15 protein-coding genes are annotated in these 15,329 nt (G+C 47.7%); 7 read left to right on the top strand and 8 right to left on the bottom strand.

Annotated features, from left to right (window positions below; translation table 11 throughout):
- The first annotated feature begins 79 nt into the window (after positions 1-79).
- From RTV33_RS06845 to RTV33_RS06835, 3 genes are all read left to right on the top strand, one after another.
- The gene (locus RTV33_RS06845) at positions 80-1,270 is read left to right on the top strand and encodes a D-alanyl-D-alanine carboxypeptidase family protein (RefSeq protein ID WP_312642824.1); all 1,191 of its coding nucleotides are present in this window, start codon (positions 80-82) and stop codon (positions 1,268-1,270) included.
- 110 nt (positions 1,271-1,380) lie between these two features.
- Complete coding sequence (locus tag RTV33_RS06840) at positions 1,381-2,718, top strand: glucose-6-phosphate isomerase (RefSeq protein WP_312642823.1); 1,338 nt, start codon at positions 1,381-1,383, stop codon at positions 2,716-2,718.
- A 63-nt stretch (positions 2,719-2,781) separates the two neighbouring features.
- Positions 2,782-3,192, top strand: coding sequence for a hypothetical protein (locus tag RTV33_RS06835; RefSeq protein WP_312642821.1), 411 nt, complete (start codon positions 2,782-2,784; stop codon positions 3,190-3,192).
- 98 nt (positions 3,193-3,290) lie between these two features.
- Here the strand turns inward: RTV33_RS06835 and RTV33_RS06830 are convergent, their stop codons facing one another.
- Positions 3,291-3,431 carry a hypothetical protein gene (locus RTV33_RS06830; protein WP_312642819.1) on the bottom strand — a complete coding sequence of 47 codons (141 nt, stop codon included), beginning with the start codon at positions 3,429-3,431 and terminating at the stop codon, positions 3,291-3,293.
- 100 nt (positions 3,432-3,531) lie between these two features.
- Here RTV33_RS06830 and RTV33_RS06825 point away from each other — a divergent pair, with 100 nt between their 5' ends.
- Positions 3,532-3,792: a helix-turn-helix transcriptional regulator gene (locus RTV33_RS06825; protein ID WP_312642817.1), complete on the top strand. Its 261-nt coding sequence runs from the start codon at positions 3,532-3,534 to the stop codon at positions 3,790-3,792.
- Between the two features lie 36 nt (positions 3,793-3,828).
- Here the strand turns inward: RTV33_RS06825 and RTV33_RS06820 are convergent, their stop codons facing one another.
- The 5 genes from RTV33_RS06820 to RTV33_RS06800 all read right to left on the bottom strand — a co-directional run bounded on the left by RTV33_RS06820 (position 3,829) and on the right by RTV33_RS06800 (position 9,243).
- Positions 3,829-4,488, bottom strand: a complete 660-nt coding sequence (locus RTV33_RS06820) for a redox-sensing transcriptional repressor Rex (RefSeq protein ID WP_312642814.1) — start codon at positions 4,486-4,488, stop codon at positions 3,829-3,831.
- Between the two features lie 23 nt (positions 4,489-4,511).
- Positions 4,512-5,672 carry an isocitrate/isopropylmalate family dehydrogenase gene (locus RTV33_RS06815; RefSeq protein ID WP_312642812.1) on the bottom strand — a complete coding sequence of 387 codons (1,161 nt, stop codon included), beginning with the start codon at positions 5,670-5,672 and terminating at the stop codon, positions 4,512-4,514.
- Between the two features lie 117 nt (positions 5,673-5,789).
- Positions 5,790-6,884 carry a permease gene (locus RTV33_RS06810; protein ID WP_312642810.1) on the bottom strand — a complete coding sequence of 365 codons (1,095 nt, stop codon included), beginning with the start codon at positions 6,882-6,884 and terminating at the stop codon, positions 5,790-5,792.
- Positions 6,885-7,277: 393 nt separating this feature from the next.
- Positions 7,278-8,021 (bottom strand): PHP domain-containing protein, encoded by a 744-nt coding sequence (locus tag RTV33_RS06805; RefSeq protein WP_312642808.1) that lies wholly within the window; start codon positions 8,019-8,021, stop codon positions 7,278-7,280.
- Between the two features lie 157 nt (positions 8,022-8,178).
- On the bottom strand, positions 8,179-9,243 hold the full coding sequence (locus tag RTV33_RS06800) for an extracellular solute-binding protein (protein ID WP_312642806.1): 1,065 nt from the start codon (positions 9,241-9,243) through the stop codon (positions 8,179-8,181).
- 494 nt (positions 9,244-9,737) lie between these two features.
- Here RTV33_RS06800 and RTV33_RS06795 point away from each other — a divergent pair, with 494 nt between their 5' ends.
- On the top strand, positions 9,738-10,361 hold the full coding sequence (locus RTV33_RS06795) for an ECF transporter S component (RefSeq protein ID WP_312642804.1): 624 nt from the start codon (positions 9,738-9,740) through the stop codon (positions 10,359-10,361).
- Between the two features lie 88 nt (positions 10,362-10,449).
- On the opposite strand, the gene alr is transcribed toward RTV33_RS06795, so the two are convergent.
- Positions 10,450-11,634, bottom strand: coding sequence for an alanine racemase (alr, locus tag RTV33_RS06790; protein ID WP_312642802.1), 1,185 nt, complete (start codon positions 11,632-11,634; stop codon positions 10,450-10,452).
- Between the two features lie 212 nt (positions 11,635-11,846).
- On the opposite strand from alr, the gene RTV33_RS06785 reads away from it, so the two are divergent.
- Positions 11,847-13,226 carry an MATE family efflux transporter gene (locus RTV33_RS06785; protein ID WP_312642800.1) on the top strand — a complete coding sequence of 460 codons (1,380 nt, stop codon included), beginning with the start codon at positions 11,847-11,849 and terminating at the stop codon, positions 13,224-13,226.
- Positions 13,227-13,410: 184 nt separating this feature from the next.
- On the opposite strand, the gene RTV33_RS06780 is transcribed toward RTV33_RS06785, so the two are convergent.
- Complete coding sequence (locus RTV33_RS06780; RefSeq protein WP_312642798.1) at positions 13,411-14,286, bottom strand: LysR family transcriptional regulator; 876 nt, start codon at positions 14,284-14,286, stop codon at positions 13,411-13,413.
- Positions 14,287-14,393: 107 nt separating this feature from the next.
- Between RTV33_RS06780 and RTV33_RS06775 the strand changes: the two genes are divergently transcribed.
- Complete coding sequence (locus tag RTV33_RS06775; protein ID WP_312642797.1) at positions 14,394-15,305, top strand: 4Fe-4S binding protein; 912 nt, start codon at positions 14,394-14,396, stop codon at positions 15,303-15,305.
- Positions 15,306-15,329 lie beyond the last annotated feature (24 nt).

The raw sequence follows: 15,329 nt of genomic DNA, 5'->3' as shown, positions 1-15,329 counted from the left end.
TATCCTGCATGAAGGCACATTTTTTACTCCCTTGTCTGCATACACTAGTAGCAACATGTGAACGAATGGGAGTGCTTTTATGTCTGCAATAGGTAAACGAACCCTTGCTTTATTTTTGGCATTTTTACTGTGTGCATTCGGCGCACAGCCCGCGCTCGCCAGCGAGGCGGAAAACCAGGACGTTTCGCTCCCTGTGGAGCAAAGCAACCTTGCAATGAATGTAAAATCAGCAATTTTGCTGGAGCAAACCACCGGACAGGTACTGTACGAACAAAACGCCGATGAGCTGATGCCACCCGCTTCGATTACAAAAATTATGACGCTGCTTTTGGTTATGGAGGCACTCGATACGGGCAAACTAAAAATGGAAGATATGATTTCCTGCTCGGAGCATGCTGCAACCATGGGCGGCAGCCAGATTTGGTTGGAACCAAATGAGCAGATGAGCGTACACGACCTGCTCAAGGCGGCGGCAATCTCCTCTGCAAACGACGCCTCGGTACTGTTGGGCGAAGCGGTAGCTGGCAGCGAAGAGGGCTTTGTGGCGATGATGAACGAACGCGCCAAGGAGCTGGGCATGAACAATACCACCTTCCGCAACGCATGCGGATTGGATGAAAAAGAGCATTTAACCACCGCGCGTGATATCGCCATTATGTCCAGTGAGTTGTTAAAGCATGACAAAATCAAAGAATACACCACCGTATGGATGGATTCGTTGCGCGGCGGCAAAACACAACTGGTAAATACCAATAAGCTGGTGCGTTTTTACGACGGCACCACCGGGCTAAAAACCGGTACAACCAACGGTGCGGGCAGTTGTCTTTCTGCCTCGGCACAGCGCAAAGGGCTTTCGCTGGTGGCGGTGGTGCTGGGTGCACCCACAAGCGATGACCGTTTTGCAGGCGCCCGCAAGCTGCTTGATTACGGCTTTGCAAACTATGCCATGGCAACCCCACCGAACATTGATGCACAGCTTAACCCCGTTAAGGTTTTACGTGGCACACAGCCCGAGGTTGCAGTGCAATATGAGTCTCCAAAGGCAATTGTGGTGAAACAGGGTGATGAGCAAAAGCTTGAGCAGCGCATCAGTCTGGTGCCGGATGTTGTTGCACCGGTTGAGGAAGGGCAGATTCTCGGTAAAGTTTTGATTTCGCTCGACAGCAACCCCATTGCCGAGTACCCGTTGAAGGCGGCTTGCGGTGTTGAGCGAATGACTTTCCCCAACGGAATGAAAAAATTATTCGGCTCGCTGATAAAGTTAAAATAAAATGAATTTATTGTGAAAAATGCATAAATTATTAATATATTCGAACAAGATACTTGCAAATAATGCTGTAATATTGTAGAATAGAGACATAGAAAGTGGAGGAATTTTAAATGGCAATGAAACTAAATGCCAACTATGTGAAGGGCTTTTTAACAGATGCTGAACTCAATGCAATTTACCCCGAGATTAAGGCTGCACATAAAACCCTGCATGAAGGCAACGGCAAAGGCAACGACTTTTTGGGCTGGTTGAATCTCCCTACCGAATACGACAAAGAAGAGTTCGCAAGAATTAAAGCTGCCGCAGAAAAAATCAAAAAAGACAGCGATATTTTAATCGTCATCGGTATCGGCGGAAGCTACCTCGGCGCACGAGCTGCCATTGAGCTGCTCCGTTCCCCTTTCTACAACAACCTGAAAAAAGACACACCTGAGATATTCTTTGCAGGCAACAACATAAACCCCGCTTATTTAAACGAAATTCTCGCGCTGTGTGAGGGAAAGGATATCTCGATTAATGTTATTTCCAAATCCGGCACCACCACCGAACCTGCCTTGGCATTTCGCATCTTCCGCGAGCTACTCGAGAAAAAATACGGTGTTGACGGTGCAAAGGGCAGAATCTACTGCACTACCGACAAAGCACGTGGCACGCTTAAGCAGCTGTGCAACGAGCAGGGCTACGAAACCTTTGGTATTCCCGATGACGTAGGCGGCAGATTTTCGGTTCTCACCGCGGTTGGCCTTTTGCCCATCGCTGTTGCCGGTATCGACATCGATTCGGTTATGGCAGGCGCGGCAGCCGCTCAGAAAGAGCTTGACAATGACGATGTTGCCTCCAACGACTGCTACCGCTATGCGGCTATTCGCAACTGTCTGTACCGCAAGGGCAAATCGATTGAAATGCTCGTCAGCTATGAGCCCGCTTTCACCATGATGGCAGAATGGTTCAAACAGCTGTTCGGCGAAAGCGAGGGCAAAGAGAACAAAGGCTTGTTCCCATCCTCCGCAACCTTCTCAACCGATCTCCACTCAATGGGCCAATACATTCAAGAGGGTGAGCGAATCCTCATCGAAACGGTTGTGGATATTAAAAAGCCCAAAACCGATTTGTTTATCGGGCGTGACGCATCCAACGCCGATGGACTCAACTTCCTGTCTGAGCAGAATATGTCCATCGTCAACAGAAAAGCGCTGGAGGGCACTATCTTGGCCCACACCGAGGGCGGCGTACCCAACATTGTACTCGAGCTCCCCGAAATGAATGAATACGAGTTTGGCTACATGGTTTACTTCTTTGAGAAAGCATGTGCGATCTCCGGTTACACTCTGGACGTCAACCCGTTTGATCAGCCGGGTGTTGAGAGCTACAAAAAGAACATGTTTGCACTGCTTGGCAAGCCGGGTTATGAAGATATGAAGGCGGAGTTGGAAGCAAAACTCAAATAAGAAGTACACAAAAATCGCCGTAGGGTGATACCAAAATACACCAAAAACTGGGAGGAATAAAACATGATTAAGCTCATTGTGGGAAACAAAGGCTCCGGTAAAACCAAAACACTCATCAATCAGATCAACGCAGCTGTTAAAACAACAACCGGCAACATTGTATGCGTCGAAAAAGGGCTTAAAATGACCTATAATATTGACCATGCGGTAAGATTGATTGATATTGAAGATTACAAGGTTGAGAACTACAGTGCTTTTTACGGCTTCCTCGCAGGTATTTTTGCAGGCAACTACGATATTTCCGAAATCTTTGTAGATGGAACGCTGAAAATTGGCGGCAAAGATTTCAACGAGTTTGCTGCATTTATCGAAAGCCTGAATGCCCTTGTTGAAGTAAGCAAGGCTACTATCATCTTTACCGTTTCCTGCGATGCATCTGAGCTTCCCGAAAGTGTTAAAAAATATATCGTCTGATTCGGGCATCCGCCCGGCAGCACAGCCTGGGCAGAGTGCTTACTCGCATAAAGCTTTTTGCTTCGGGCGGTAATAGTAAAAAATAAAAAGAGGATGGCTTAGCCATCCTCTTTTTTGTCTGTCTGCTCATCTGTAGCAATACAAATTTCCTCGGTAATTTGCTGCGCCGTTTGCAGCTGTTCGATCGCATTGGTCACCTTGTTAAACAGTACATGGTACATTTTTTCGTAGTCCGGCACTTTATCCTCTCCTTTTGACATTCAGCAGATGTCATATTTTGCTCCATTTTATCATACAATAGTTTAAATGACAATAACTAAGTGTCAAAGTTGGTGTTGTATGTATAAAAACAGAGCTACTGATGGCAGAAATAATATCTGCGGCAAGAATATAGCCAAGATACGAAAAAGTTTAAATCCTAAAGTTTCACAGCGAATGCTTGCAGATCAATTGCAAAGGCAAGGGCTTGATATTGATAAAAACGCAATTCAAAGAATTGAAAGCGGTGAGCGTTTTGTCACAGATATTGAGTTGATAGCACTTGCAGCAGTACTGAAGGTATCCCTCGAAGCACTTACAGATTGTACCTCTGGTTTATAAAAAAGGCTGCGATCAATCGATCGCAGCCTTTTGCACTTAATTTTCCGCATTGTCAGCGGTGTCTTTGTAATCGATGTCCTTTACCTTGTAGCACAGGGTCATCAGACTATCACCGAGGTGAACGTTTTCTACCGCAACATGTGGGTGCTTCATGTTAATATCGTAATGCGAATAGTTCCAGAAGCCACGCACACCAAGCTCCACGAGCTTGTCGGCAATGCGCTGTGTCGCTTCACGCGGGGTACACAAAATTGCAACATCGGGCTTGTTTTTGATGCAAAAATCTTCCATCTGGTTCATATCCATAACGGTAATGTTACGCACAACCTCGCCCACAATTTTTTCGTTGCTGTCAAACAACCCAATCAGACTGTAGCCCCTACCGTCAAACGTCATATGGTTGGCAACCGCACGGCCGAGGTTACCTACACCGATAAGAATGGTTTTATAGTTCTGATCTAGCCCGAGAATATGGGCAATTTCGCCATACAATGCCTCGACATTGTAGCCATAGCCCTGTTGACCAAACCCGCCAAAGCAGTTTAAATCCTGCCTGATCTGTGACGCGGTAAGCCCCATACGAGAGGAGAGCTCACGCGAGGAGATTCTATGTATTCCGTTTTTCAAAAGTTCACCAAGAAAGCGGTAATATCTCGGCAGTCGTCTGATAACAGAGATAGATACCTGTTTGTTCATTGCATTCACCTTTTCCAACAAATTTACAGAGATTCAATCGTCCTCATAACATAGTTGCCAAAATCTTCACAGGTAGCGCCGGTGTCGCGTCCTGTAATGGTAAGTTTTTTCTCTTCGTACATGCAGATGTCAAGTGCACGCTCCAGCTTGTTCGCCTCGGTCTGGTGGCCAATGTGCGAAAGCAGCATAACAGCCGCGCGCAGCATCGAGCAAGGGTCTGCATAGCAGCCTCTGCCTTCATCCATCATTCTGGGTGCTGAGCCATGAATTGCCTCAAACATCGCATAACGTTTGCCAAGGTTGGCACTGCCTGCGGTACCTACACCGCCCTGCATCTCTGCCGCTTCATCGGTAATGATATCGCCGTAGAGATTGGGCAGCACCATAACCTGAAAATCTTTTCTGCGCTTTTGGTCAATCAGCTTCGCCGTCATAATATCGATGTACCAGTCATCGGTTGCGATGTCGGGATACTCTTTTGCAATGTTCTGGCAAAGCTTTAAGAACTTGCCGTCGGTTGTTTTTATAACGTTTGCCTTGGTAACAATGGAAACACGGTTTTTGCCATTTTTCTTGGCGTAATCGTAAGCAAGGCGGGCGATTCTTTCCGTTCCCTCGGTGGTGGTGACGGTAAAGTCGAACGCCAGTTCATCATCTACGTTAATGCCGCAGGAACCGAGTGTATAAGCACCCTCAGTGTTCTCGCGGAAGAAAGTCCAGTCAATGCCCTCAGAGGGTACTTTTACGGGGCGTACGTTTGCAAACAGGTCAAGCTCTTTTCGCATTGCAACGTTGGCACTCTCAATGTTGGGCCACGGGTCGCCCGCACGCGGTGTGGTTGTTGGGCCTTTGAGTATAACATGGCACTCCTTCAGCTCCGCCAGCACATCGTCGGGAATCGCCTTCATGCATGCGACGCGGTTCTCAATGGTGAGCCCGTCAATCTCGCGAAACTCCACCTTGCCCGCTTTTATCTCATCCGCCAGCAGATAACGCAGCACACGCTCTGCCTCATGGGTAATGACAGGGCCAATGCCGTCGCCACCGCAAACACCAATTATAATTTTATCCAGTTTTAAATAATCCACAAAGTCTTTTACTGTTTTCATGCGCTCTACACGCGCAAGCTGCGCCTCAACCAATGCGGCAAAATGAGCCGCAGCAGCCTGTACTTTTTGTTCCATATTGGCACCCCTGTTCTATATTCGTAATCGTAATTCTATAGTTAGCTCTTATAATAAACCATTGTTAAATCGTTGTCAACGAGAAAAATATGCGAAAAAGGGCTATTATGCAATAGATTATAGCACCAACAAGGTAACGTAGCCTGCCGCCACGGACAAAGCTACAAGAAGCACTGCATATGCTGCAATGGTTTTCGCCTTAAACACGCGGCTAAGCAATACCACCTCGGGAATCGAGATTGCCATAGCACCCAAAGCAAACGCCATGGTTGCCGAAAAATTAATCGGACGCAACAGTTGCAACAGTGGTAAAATCGAAAATACATCGGCATGGATCGGTGCACCGATCAGCCCTGCAAGCAGCGGCGAAAGCACATTTTGCTGCCCGATCACGGTATTGAGTGTTTCTATCGGCACAAAGCTGATCACCGCACTCGAAAGTGCAACGCTCAGTATCATATACAGCCATGTCTGGCGCAGAACATGCCATACATTATCCACGCAGTAGCCCACGCGCGATTTCGGCTCGTGATGGCTGCATTCGCTGTGGTTATTGCAGTGCTCGTCATGGCAATGGTCGTCATGGCAGTGGTCACCGTGATGATGCCCCATATCATAGCTGATGATATTCTCTCTACCTGCAAAAGGACGTATCAGAATTGAGGTGAGTACAGCAATCAGCACCGATACCGCCACATATATTCCACCGAACTGAGCACCCATGGTGGAAAACAGTGTAACCACCGCACCGCCGTTGAGTAAAGCCGCAGATGTGAGGTAGCACAGCGCAACCTGCACCGGTACGCCCACCGAAATCAGGCCCATCACCACAGGGATGATGGTGCAACTGCAAAACGGCGAAGCCACACCCAGTGCCAGTGCGAGAAGATAGCCCCACACACTGCCCAGCGCCGACAGCTTCTTTTTCAGGCGATCGAACGGAATATAGGTTTGCAGCAGCGATACCGCGAACATTACCACAAATAAAATCAAAAACAAGTTGACGATATCCGTAATAAAATGCAGCAAAAATTCCGTCCATTGATGGGACAGACCCATCGATTCAAATAATGTTTCCAGCATACCGTCCAATGCGGATTCATGCTGATGTAAAAAGGTTAATCCAAGCTTCATAAAAGTTATTCCTTCTTGCGGCGATGCCGCCACTGGCTCCTCGGGCAGGGATGTACCGTTGCAGTATGATTCTGCCACGAACGCAGACACCTGCCCATATTGTTTGTTTTTATGTTACGGCGATGCCGCCGTAGGTCGTTTAAGTTGTTTTATCTACCCAATTTATGGGTTTCAAGGTTTTAGATTCTTTCTTTTAGGTCAGTTTACTTTAAGCATATGCCTGCGGGGTTCCGTCCCCGCGCGACGGGAAACATTCTTTGCCCGTGCAAAGAAGTTTCACAAGAAAGCACGCATAAGGGGGAACGTTGAGGCAAAAAGGCAGGGGCTTTCTGACACGTTCCCCCTTATGAATCCCCCGCGTGCCACAACAGTAGTGCACATTCCGCGCGTTGTTTGTGCATACAAAGCCTTATAGTCCTGTACCCGCGCGGGCGCATGATACACATGTGTTAGTTTGTTTTTAGGTTATGGCTAGGCTGTAAAAAGCCGGTCTTCAGCAACCCCAAGTTTGTGCAGCATATTCAGGGCATAGTCGAGGTTACAGGTATGCTTCGGCTGGTGGCAGTCGCTGCCCAGCGAAAATTTGACGCCTGCCAAATGTGCCTTTCGAATGAGCTCTTCGTCGGGGCAGTGCCACAGTCCGCTGATTTCCATTGCAACGTCATATTTTTTGCAGAGTGCAACGGTTTCATCTTGCCAGTCGGAGAGGTGCTGCTGCCCCAACAGGGCGTCGTAAAACGGGTGTACCGTGCAGTGCCCCAAAATATCCACACGCTGGTTCTTAAAATCAAACTCATAAATACGTAAAATCTGCTCCAGATAGTATTTTGCTTCATCCTGCGTAAAAGTACGGGTGTAGGGCAGTGCACCTTCGTCACCCGCACGGTCGCAGAAGTAGGGGCCAAGCTGCAGGCTTTCTCCATTTAAGTCTTGCACCGAATGTACGCTTGCAATCACGTAGTCCACGCGTTCATCCAGTTTATGCGGCAGTGTAAAGTTTTCACCGAGGTTTGCTTCCACACCATGCAATACATCATAGCGGTCAAGCTCGTTCAGGTAATGCTCCACATCGCGCAGCGTCAGTAGCTTGCAGCAAAAAAGATGATCGGAGATGCCCAACCCATAACCTTTGCTGTTCGCCGTATCAAGCAGCTGCTGCGGAGTACAATCACCGTCCGACATTACGGTATGGGTATGAAGATCAAAATATTTCATTGTTTCACCCTCTACGGGAAATACCCGCCGAAAAATTATATGCATTTTGCAGCCAGCCGTTTGAGCACAGCCCAATAAATGCTTTAACCTATATTATAGCACAAATTTGCGAACAGCAAAAGAAAGATCAGAGCGTTTTTATACTCTGATCTTCCCGTTACTTTTTGGCAGTCTTGTCTGCCGCGTTGGCGTCGGTCGCTTTCTTCGCCGCAGTGGTAAACTTTTGGATCAGGTCAGCCCTGTTGTTCACTGCCTGTGCCACATTGTAATCTACAAATTTGATGTCTTTTTTCGCGGTTAAACCCTCCGGATCGGCAAGGTCGGTGCGCACGGTGCGCAGCTGAAACTGCTCTACCAGTATTTTTTGAAACTCCTCACCGCTGACATAATCCACAAACTTTTGCGCCAGTTCCTCATGTGTGGCATTTGCAACAATTGCACTTACTTCCAATGCGGCGGTTGTGCCCTCTGCGGGGTATGCAATGCCCACCGTGTTTTCGTAACCCGCATCGAGGTATTTCTGCACGCTGCCCTCCAACGTAACGCCTACTGCAAACTCGCCCGCGGCAACCTTGGAATAAACATCTGAAATGCCACCCTGCATTTTACCGTCCAGGTTCACGGCAAACTTTTCAACGTAATCGTCACCTAGCTCCTTCAACTGTGCCATAACACACAAGGTTGTATACGAGGTTCCCGATTCTTGTGGGTTTGCAAATGCAACCCAACCATTGTAGCTGCTGTTTATCAGCGTTGCCCAACCCTCGGGGGCTTTGGTTGTCTGCTCTTTGCTGTACATCAGTACAATCGGCATAGGGGTAAGCGGGGTAAACAGGTTGTCCTTACTCAAAAATGTATGGTCAAGTGTGTAGCTTTCAGCCGTTTCGTAGGTGGTAAACAGTGTTTTGTACTGTGCTACCACTTCTGCCCCCGCGCCAAACAGAACATCGGCCTTGGGTGCATTTTTCTCTGCGTTCAGCCTTTGAATCAGCACTTGGGCACTGTCGCAAATTACTTCGGTCTCAACACCGGTTTGTGCCTCAAAGCCTTCGATTGCTGCATCGAGCAACTCCTGCGGCAGCGGTGAATAGATGGTGAGTACGTTGTTTACCGGTGCCTTTTCGGGTACAATCGCCGGAACTTCCTCTTTCTTTTCTTTTCCGCAGCCTGCAAGCCCCAGCAGAACCAGCGCCGTCAAAACAGCACACAACAGTTTTTTCACGTTAAAAGCTCCCCGTTTCCAAATATATTCGTAATAATAATGATGCTTTTTACCTTAAAACACCAGTTATTTTAACATATTAGGGGATAAAAAACCACATATATTGCCACATTTAAGAAAAGATTTTTACATATCTTTTCTCTCTGCGTCACAATCGCACACTGCAGTAGTACATATAAACTAAAATTACCTTACCCAACTCTATTTTTGTTTGCTTTTGCGTTGATAACGATACAGCAGTATTTTTCTACGATATGCCCAAATTTGCACTTACATAAAACAGGTTCTTGGTAAGGTTTTTTTATTTCCCCCTGAGATAATTACCATATCGCTTAGCTGATTGTGCATATAATACGGGTTGCTCTTTTATGGTGCATTTAAAATTAGGTAACATATACAATTTTCAATAAAAATATAAAAAGCTGCAGTGTTTTGCATCTACCTTTGTCCTCGCGCTAAAATAAGGCTACATAATACTTGAGGGGGCATCTACGATGCAGAATAGCAAAAAACTTTCCACCTATGATCTTGCAGCCATAGGCATGATGGCTGCGGTATGCTTTGTTGCAACAATGTTTTTAAAAATTGGGCCGATTCCCACCCCTGCAGGGCCTACCATGTTGAAAACCGGAAACCTGTTTTGCTTGCTGGCAGGGCTGTTGTTTGGCGGTGTTCGCGGCGGCTTGGCTGCCGGAATTGGCTCAGCACTTTTTGACCTGACCAACCCAATGTTTGTGGATAGTGCCCCGTTTACGTTGGTCTTCTTCTTTTTGATGGCTTTTGTGTGCGGCAAAATTGCTCATTCACATGGCAGGGAGGCGAAGAGCACAAAATGGAACATCATTGCGGCGGTTGCGGGCTCGCTCACCTATATGGTACTGCACCTCGGCAAAACCATGATCGAGCTGCTGCTCAAAGCAAACGGATTGGATTTGCAGCTGTGGCTTTCGGGGAATGGATTTGAGACAGCGCTTATCACCTGTTCCACTAAGCTGATTACCTCGAGCATCAACGCGGTGTTTGCGGTGGTAACCGCAGTCATTCTCGCTCCGCTGTTTCGAACGGCGCTTATCAAAGCGGGTATCTACCAAAAACTATGGAGATCTAAAACTGCATAAAATAAGCATAAAAAGGAGATGGCTTTTGCCATCTCCTTTTTATGCTTATTTTACATGTTGACCGTGATCGTGAGTAAAATACTCAATTTTATACGATATAATGCACTACCTCCACCTCTTTGCCGTTCTGCACATAAACGCGCGGTATCCGCTTAGAGAGGGAGCAGGTAATTTCATAGTTGATTGTCCCAAGCATGTTGGCCAGTTCATCAATGGAAAGAAACTCGTCGCCCTGCCCGCCAAAAATCACTACAGGGTCGCCGCGTTTCACCTCGGGCAATCCGGTTACATCCAGCATCAGCTGGTCCATACACACCCTGCCGATGATGGGGGCAAAGTGCCCGTTCACCAGCATACGCGCTTTGCCCGAAAGGTTGCGGCTGTAGCCGTCGGCATAGCCGATGGGCACCACCGCTATGGTGGTATCACGCTCGGTGGTGTAGATTCTGCCGTAGCTCACCTGTGTGCCCGCGTCGATGCGCTTTACCGAGGCAATCACCGATTTGAGTGCCATCACGGGCTTTAGGTCTATTTTGCCTGTGCACTGGTCGGAGGGATCCATCCCATATAAAATAACGCCAGGACGCACCATATCAAGGTGCATTTCGGGGTAACTGATCGTACCTGCGCTGTTGGTGCAGTGGCGGATTGGCACTGCCACGCCGTGCGCCCGCAGCTCGGCAACCATATGCATAAAACGCGCAAACTGCCTTTTTGTATATTCTACTGCATCACCGAGGTAATCGTCCGCACTGGCAAAGTGAGTAAAAATACCGCTCAGCTTTAGGTTTGTAAATTCAGCCACCGTCTCAATTTCATGCAGCGAGGTTTTAAAATGGCTGTCATCCGCCAAAAAGCCAAGGCGTGTCATGCCGGTATCCACCTTAATGTGGCAGTCGACCGTCACACCCTGTGCCTGCGCTTGCTGCTGCAGCGCCTCAGCGTATTCCAGCGCATACACCGTCTGTGTAATGTGCTGTTCTGCAAGGATACCTGCCAGCTCAGGCGGAGTGGTACCAAAAATTAAAATTGGTTGAGTAAGGCCGTGGTTGCGCAGGGCCATGCCCTCTTCAATATTCGAAACACCGAACCAGTCAACGCCGCATTCCACCAGTTTGTGTGCAACCTGCGCCGCACCATGCCCGTAACCGTCGGCCTTTACCACGGCAAGCACCATACAACCCTTTTGAAGGCGCCTTTTAATCTGCTGCATATTAAACTGCAGAGCATCAAGGTTAACCTCGGCCCAGCTTCTTTTGAGGTAATCTATCATAACAAACCAGCTTTCTTACAATTAAAGTTTCTTCCATTATATGCGCAGAATGGGCAATAATCAATCATTGGAATTACTTTTTACAGCAGTTTCATGGCAACAATCGCCTAAAGCTATAAAAACTGAAATCATACATCCGCTGCGCTATTTGATTTTTTGGTTGGAATCGTATATGATGAAGGACGACAAAACGATTTGAAGGGGCCATATTTTTGAAGCGACAAAACAACACAGATATAAACGAACAACTCGCCCATGCGAAAATTCTTCCGTTGCTGCTTCGTCTTACCATACCAACCACGGTAGCGCAGCTGGTAAATGCCTTGTACAGCATTGTCGACCGTATGTATATTGGGCGTATGCCCGGTGTCGGCACTATGGCCCTCAGCGGGCTTGGGCTTACCTTTCCCATCATTATGCTCATTACCGCGTTCAGCTCACTTATCGGTATGGGCGGTGCACCGCTTGCTTCAATACGCATGGGTGCGGGGGACAAAGAGGGTGCTCAACGTTACCTCGGTAATGCCTTTTCACTGCTGCTTATTATTGGTGCGGTGCTCACCGTGGTTTGCACTATTTGGAGAGACCCCATGCTGCTGGCATTCGGTGCAAGCGAAAACACACTGCCCTATGCGTCGGATTACCTCGGTATTTATCTGCTGGGTACCGTATTTGTTCAGCTTTCACTGGGGCTGAACGCTTTTATCAATGCGCAGGGCTACGCAGGCATGGGCATGATTACGGTGATCATCGGAGCGGTGCTCAATGTGGTGCTTGACCCGATCTTTATCTATGTCTTTGATATGGGTATCGCGGGTGCCGCAGTTGCCACCGTGATCTCCCAGTTCGTTTCTGCCGCATGGGTGGTAGGCTTTCTCTGTTCAAAAAAGCCGCGTTTAACCATTACACTGCGTGATATGCGCCTAGACTGGGGCATTATAAAATCCAGCTGCGCACTGGGCGTTTCTACCTTTACCTTTATGCTCAACGAAAGCATTGTGGTAATTGTACTCAACCGTCTGCTGCGGCATTATGGCGGCACTCTGGGTGACCTGCACATCGCCTCCATGGCAATTCTCTCAAGCGTGGGGCAAATTTTCTTCATGCCGCTCAAGGGCATCATACAGGGTGCTCAGCCCATCATCAGCTACAATATGGGTGCACGCAATTATCCGCGCATTCGCGAAACCGTGCACTATGCGCGCGTATGCAGTATCACCTGCGCGGTGGTGATGTGGGCAGCGATGGTATTTCTGCCGCAGCACATTGCGCTGGCCTTCACCCCCGACCGGGAACTCATCAGCCTTACGACCATTACCATGCGGCTGATGTACAGCACGGTTTTTGTACTCGGCCTGCAAATGGTAAACCAAAACGCATTTATAGCCATGGGCAACACCCGCTACTCGTTTTTCTTCGGCATTTTACGCAAGGTGATTTTGCTGCTGCCACTTGCGTTTATTTTACCCTTTTTCACGGGTGTATGGGGCATTTATGCCGCCGAGGCAATCTCAAACCTTATTACAGTGGTGGTAACGCATGTGGTGTTTACCAAATATCTCAGGCAGCTTAAATTGGAATTTGGCTGCTGATGCAGCAAACTCAAAACTGATATCACAGTTCCCCGGTTTCGGGTATAAGCTAACATCATAGGCATTTTCCTATAGATATCATTGGAACTAACTATTTTACAAGCCCGCTGTGAAAACCTATAATAGGAAAGGTATTTACAAGCGGGCTTTTTGCATGGGTGTTAACGGTAGGTTTCGTTGTATTTTAATTGCCTTCCATTACCTCGCCGATAAAGTTTAACATGGGCTTCGATAAAAATTTGTTTTTATGGTAGATTAAATTAAAAGTTCGCCGCAGCTCTGCATCTTTCAGGCGAATGATATGCAGCTTGTTTTGTGCCACCATGTTATCTGCCAGCAGCTTGGAGATAACGGTGAGCCCCTGCCCGCCCGCCACAGCGCTCAGAATTCCGTCCGAGCCATGGCAGGTCCATTTAGGATAGACCGATACGCCTTTGCTTTCGAGGCATTTTTCAAACTGCTCGCGCGTTCCGCTCCCTTCTTCGCGTAAAACAAAAGGCTGTTCGCTCAGTTCCTCAATCGAGACGCTGTCCTTGCCCCAAAATGGGTGATCAATTCCGCAAACAAGAATCAATTGATCTTCAACGGCCGGCTTTACAATGATATCTTTGCTTTTAATTGCACCCTCCACCACGGCAAGGTCAAGCTCGCTGTTTAAAATCATTTTCTCTATTTTTTGGGTGTTATCTGTCACCACCTGTACCCCCATATTGGGGTATTTGGCTTCGGCACGGCTGACAAGGCCGGGCAGCAAACAATTCCCCACCGTAATAGTGGCACCAACTTTAATGGTTTGGTGCTCGGAGGCATGGCTTAAGCTATGCTGCATTTCTTCAAACAGCGCGACTATGCTTTTTGCATATCCCAGCAATTGGTTGCCGGCCTGTGTGATATAGAGCTTTTTGGAAAGGCGCTCAAACAGCTTTACCCCGTAGACGTCTTCCATTTCAGAGATGACCTGGCTTACTGTTGGCTGTGAAATATAGAGCTTTTTCGCTGCTGCGCTCATATTGCTGCAATCGGCAACCGCTATGAATATTTGCAGATGACGGATTGTCATATTTCCACGTTCCTTACTATAGGTTTTTTACTATATAATACTCTACTGTTATTTCAATTTCAAATATATTTAGGGAAAACTATACTATTAAAACGGAGGCTATAAAAATGGCGATTACTCTACAGGATATAAAGCGCGTAAAAGGACAAGGCTTTTTACATAACAGGGGCACAGAGCAGTTTTCCGGCAGGGTTATTACCCAAAACGGAGTTTTAACTGCCAAGCAAATGAAAAACTTAAGCGAGGCAGCCGAAAAATTCGGCAACGGAACCCTTGCCTTTACCTCGCGCTTAACGGTAGAGCTGCCGGGAATCAGCTATGAAAACATGGAAGGCTTTCAAAAGCATATTGCCCAAGAGGATATGCTGACCGGCGGAACGGGAGCCAAAGTACGCCCCGTTGTTTCGTGCAAAGGCACTACCTGCGTTTTTGGCTTGTACGACACCCAGGCGCTGGCCAAAGAGGTTCATGTGCGTTTTTATGAGGGCTACCATGACGTAACGCTCCCTCACAAATTTAAAATTGGAATTGGCGGGTGCCCCAACAACTGCATTAAGCCCGATTTAAACGACATTGGCATTGTGGGGCAGCGTGTACCTAAGGTAGAATTAGAGCTCTGCAAGCGCTGTAAGGTTTGCCAAGTAGAAAAAGCTTGCCCTATGCACGCAGCCGTGCTCGGCAGCGATGCAATTTCAATCGACAGCGGTATATGCAACCATTGCGGGCGCTGCGCCGGAACCTGCCCCTTTCAAGCCGTAACACATGGTGAGACCATGTATAAAGTTTACATCGGCGGGCGCTGGGGCAAGCAGGTGCGTATTGGCAGTGCTTTAACAAAGCTTTTTACCAAAGACGAAGTTCTGGATGTCATTGAAAAGGCAATTTTGCTTTTTAAGAGCAAGGGCATTGCCGGTGAGCGTTTTGGTACTACGATAGACCGAATTGGCGTTGAAGAAGCAGAAGAAATGCTGATCTCGAACCATTTGCTTAAAGAAAAAGGCGCAGTACTGGAAGGATAAACGAACAAAACTCAAGCGATTTAG

Source organism: Hydrogenoanaerobacterium sp. (assembly GCF_032017025.1).
Lineage (GTDB): Bacteria > Bacillota > Clostridia > Oscillospirales > Ruminococcaceae > Hydrogenoanaerobacterium.
The sequence above is the reverse complement of the archived record's forward strand: the minus strand, read 5'-3'. Positions and strand labels throughout refer to the sequence as shown.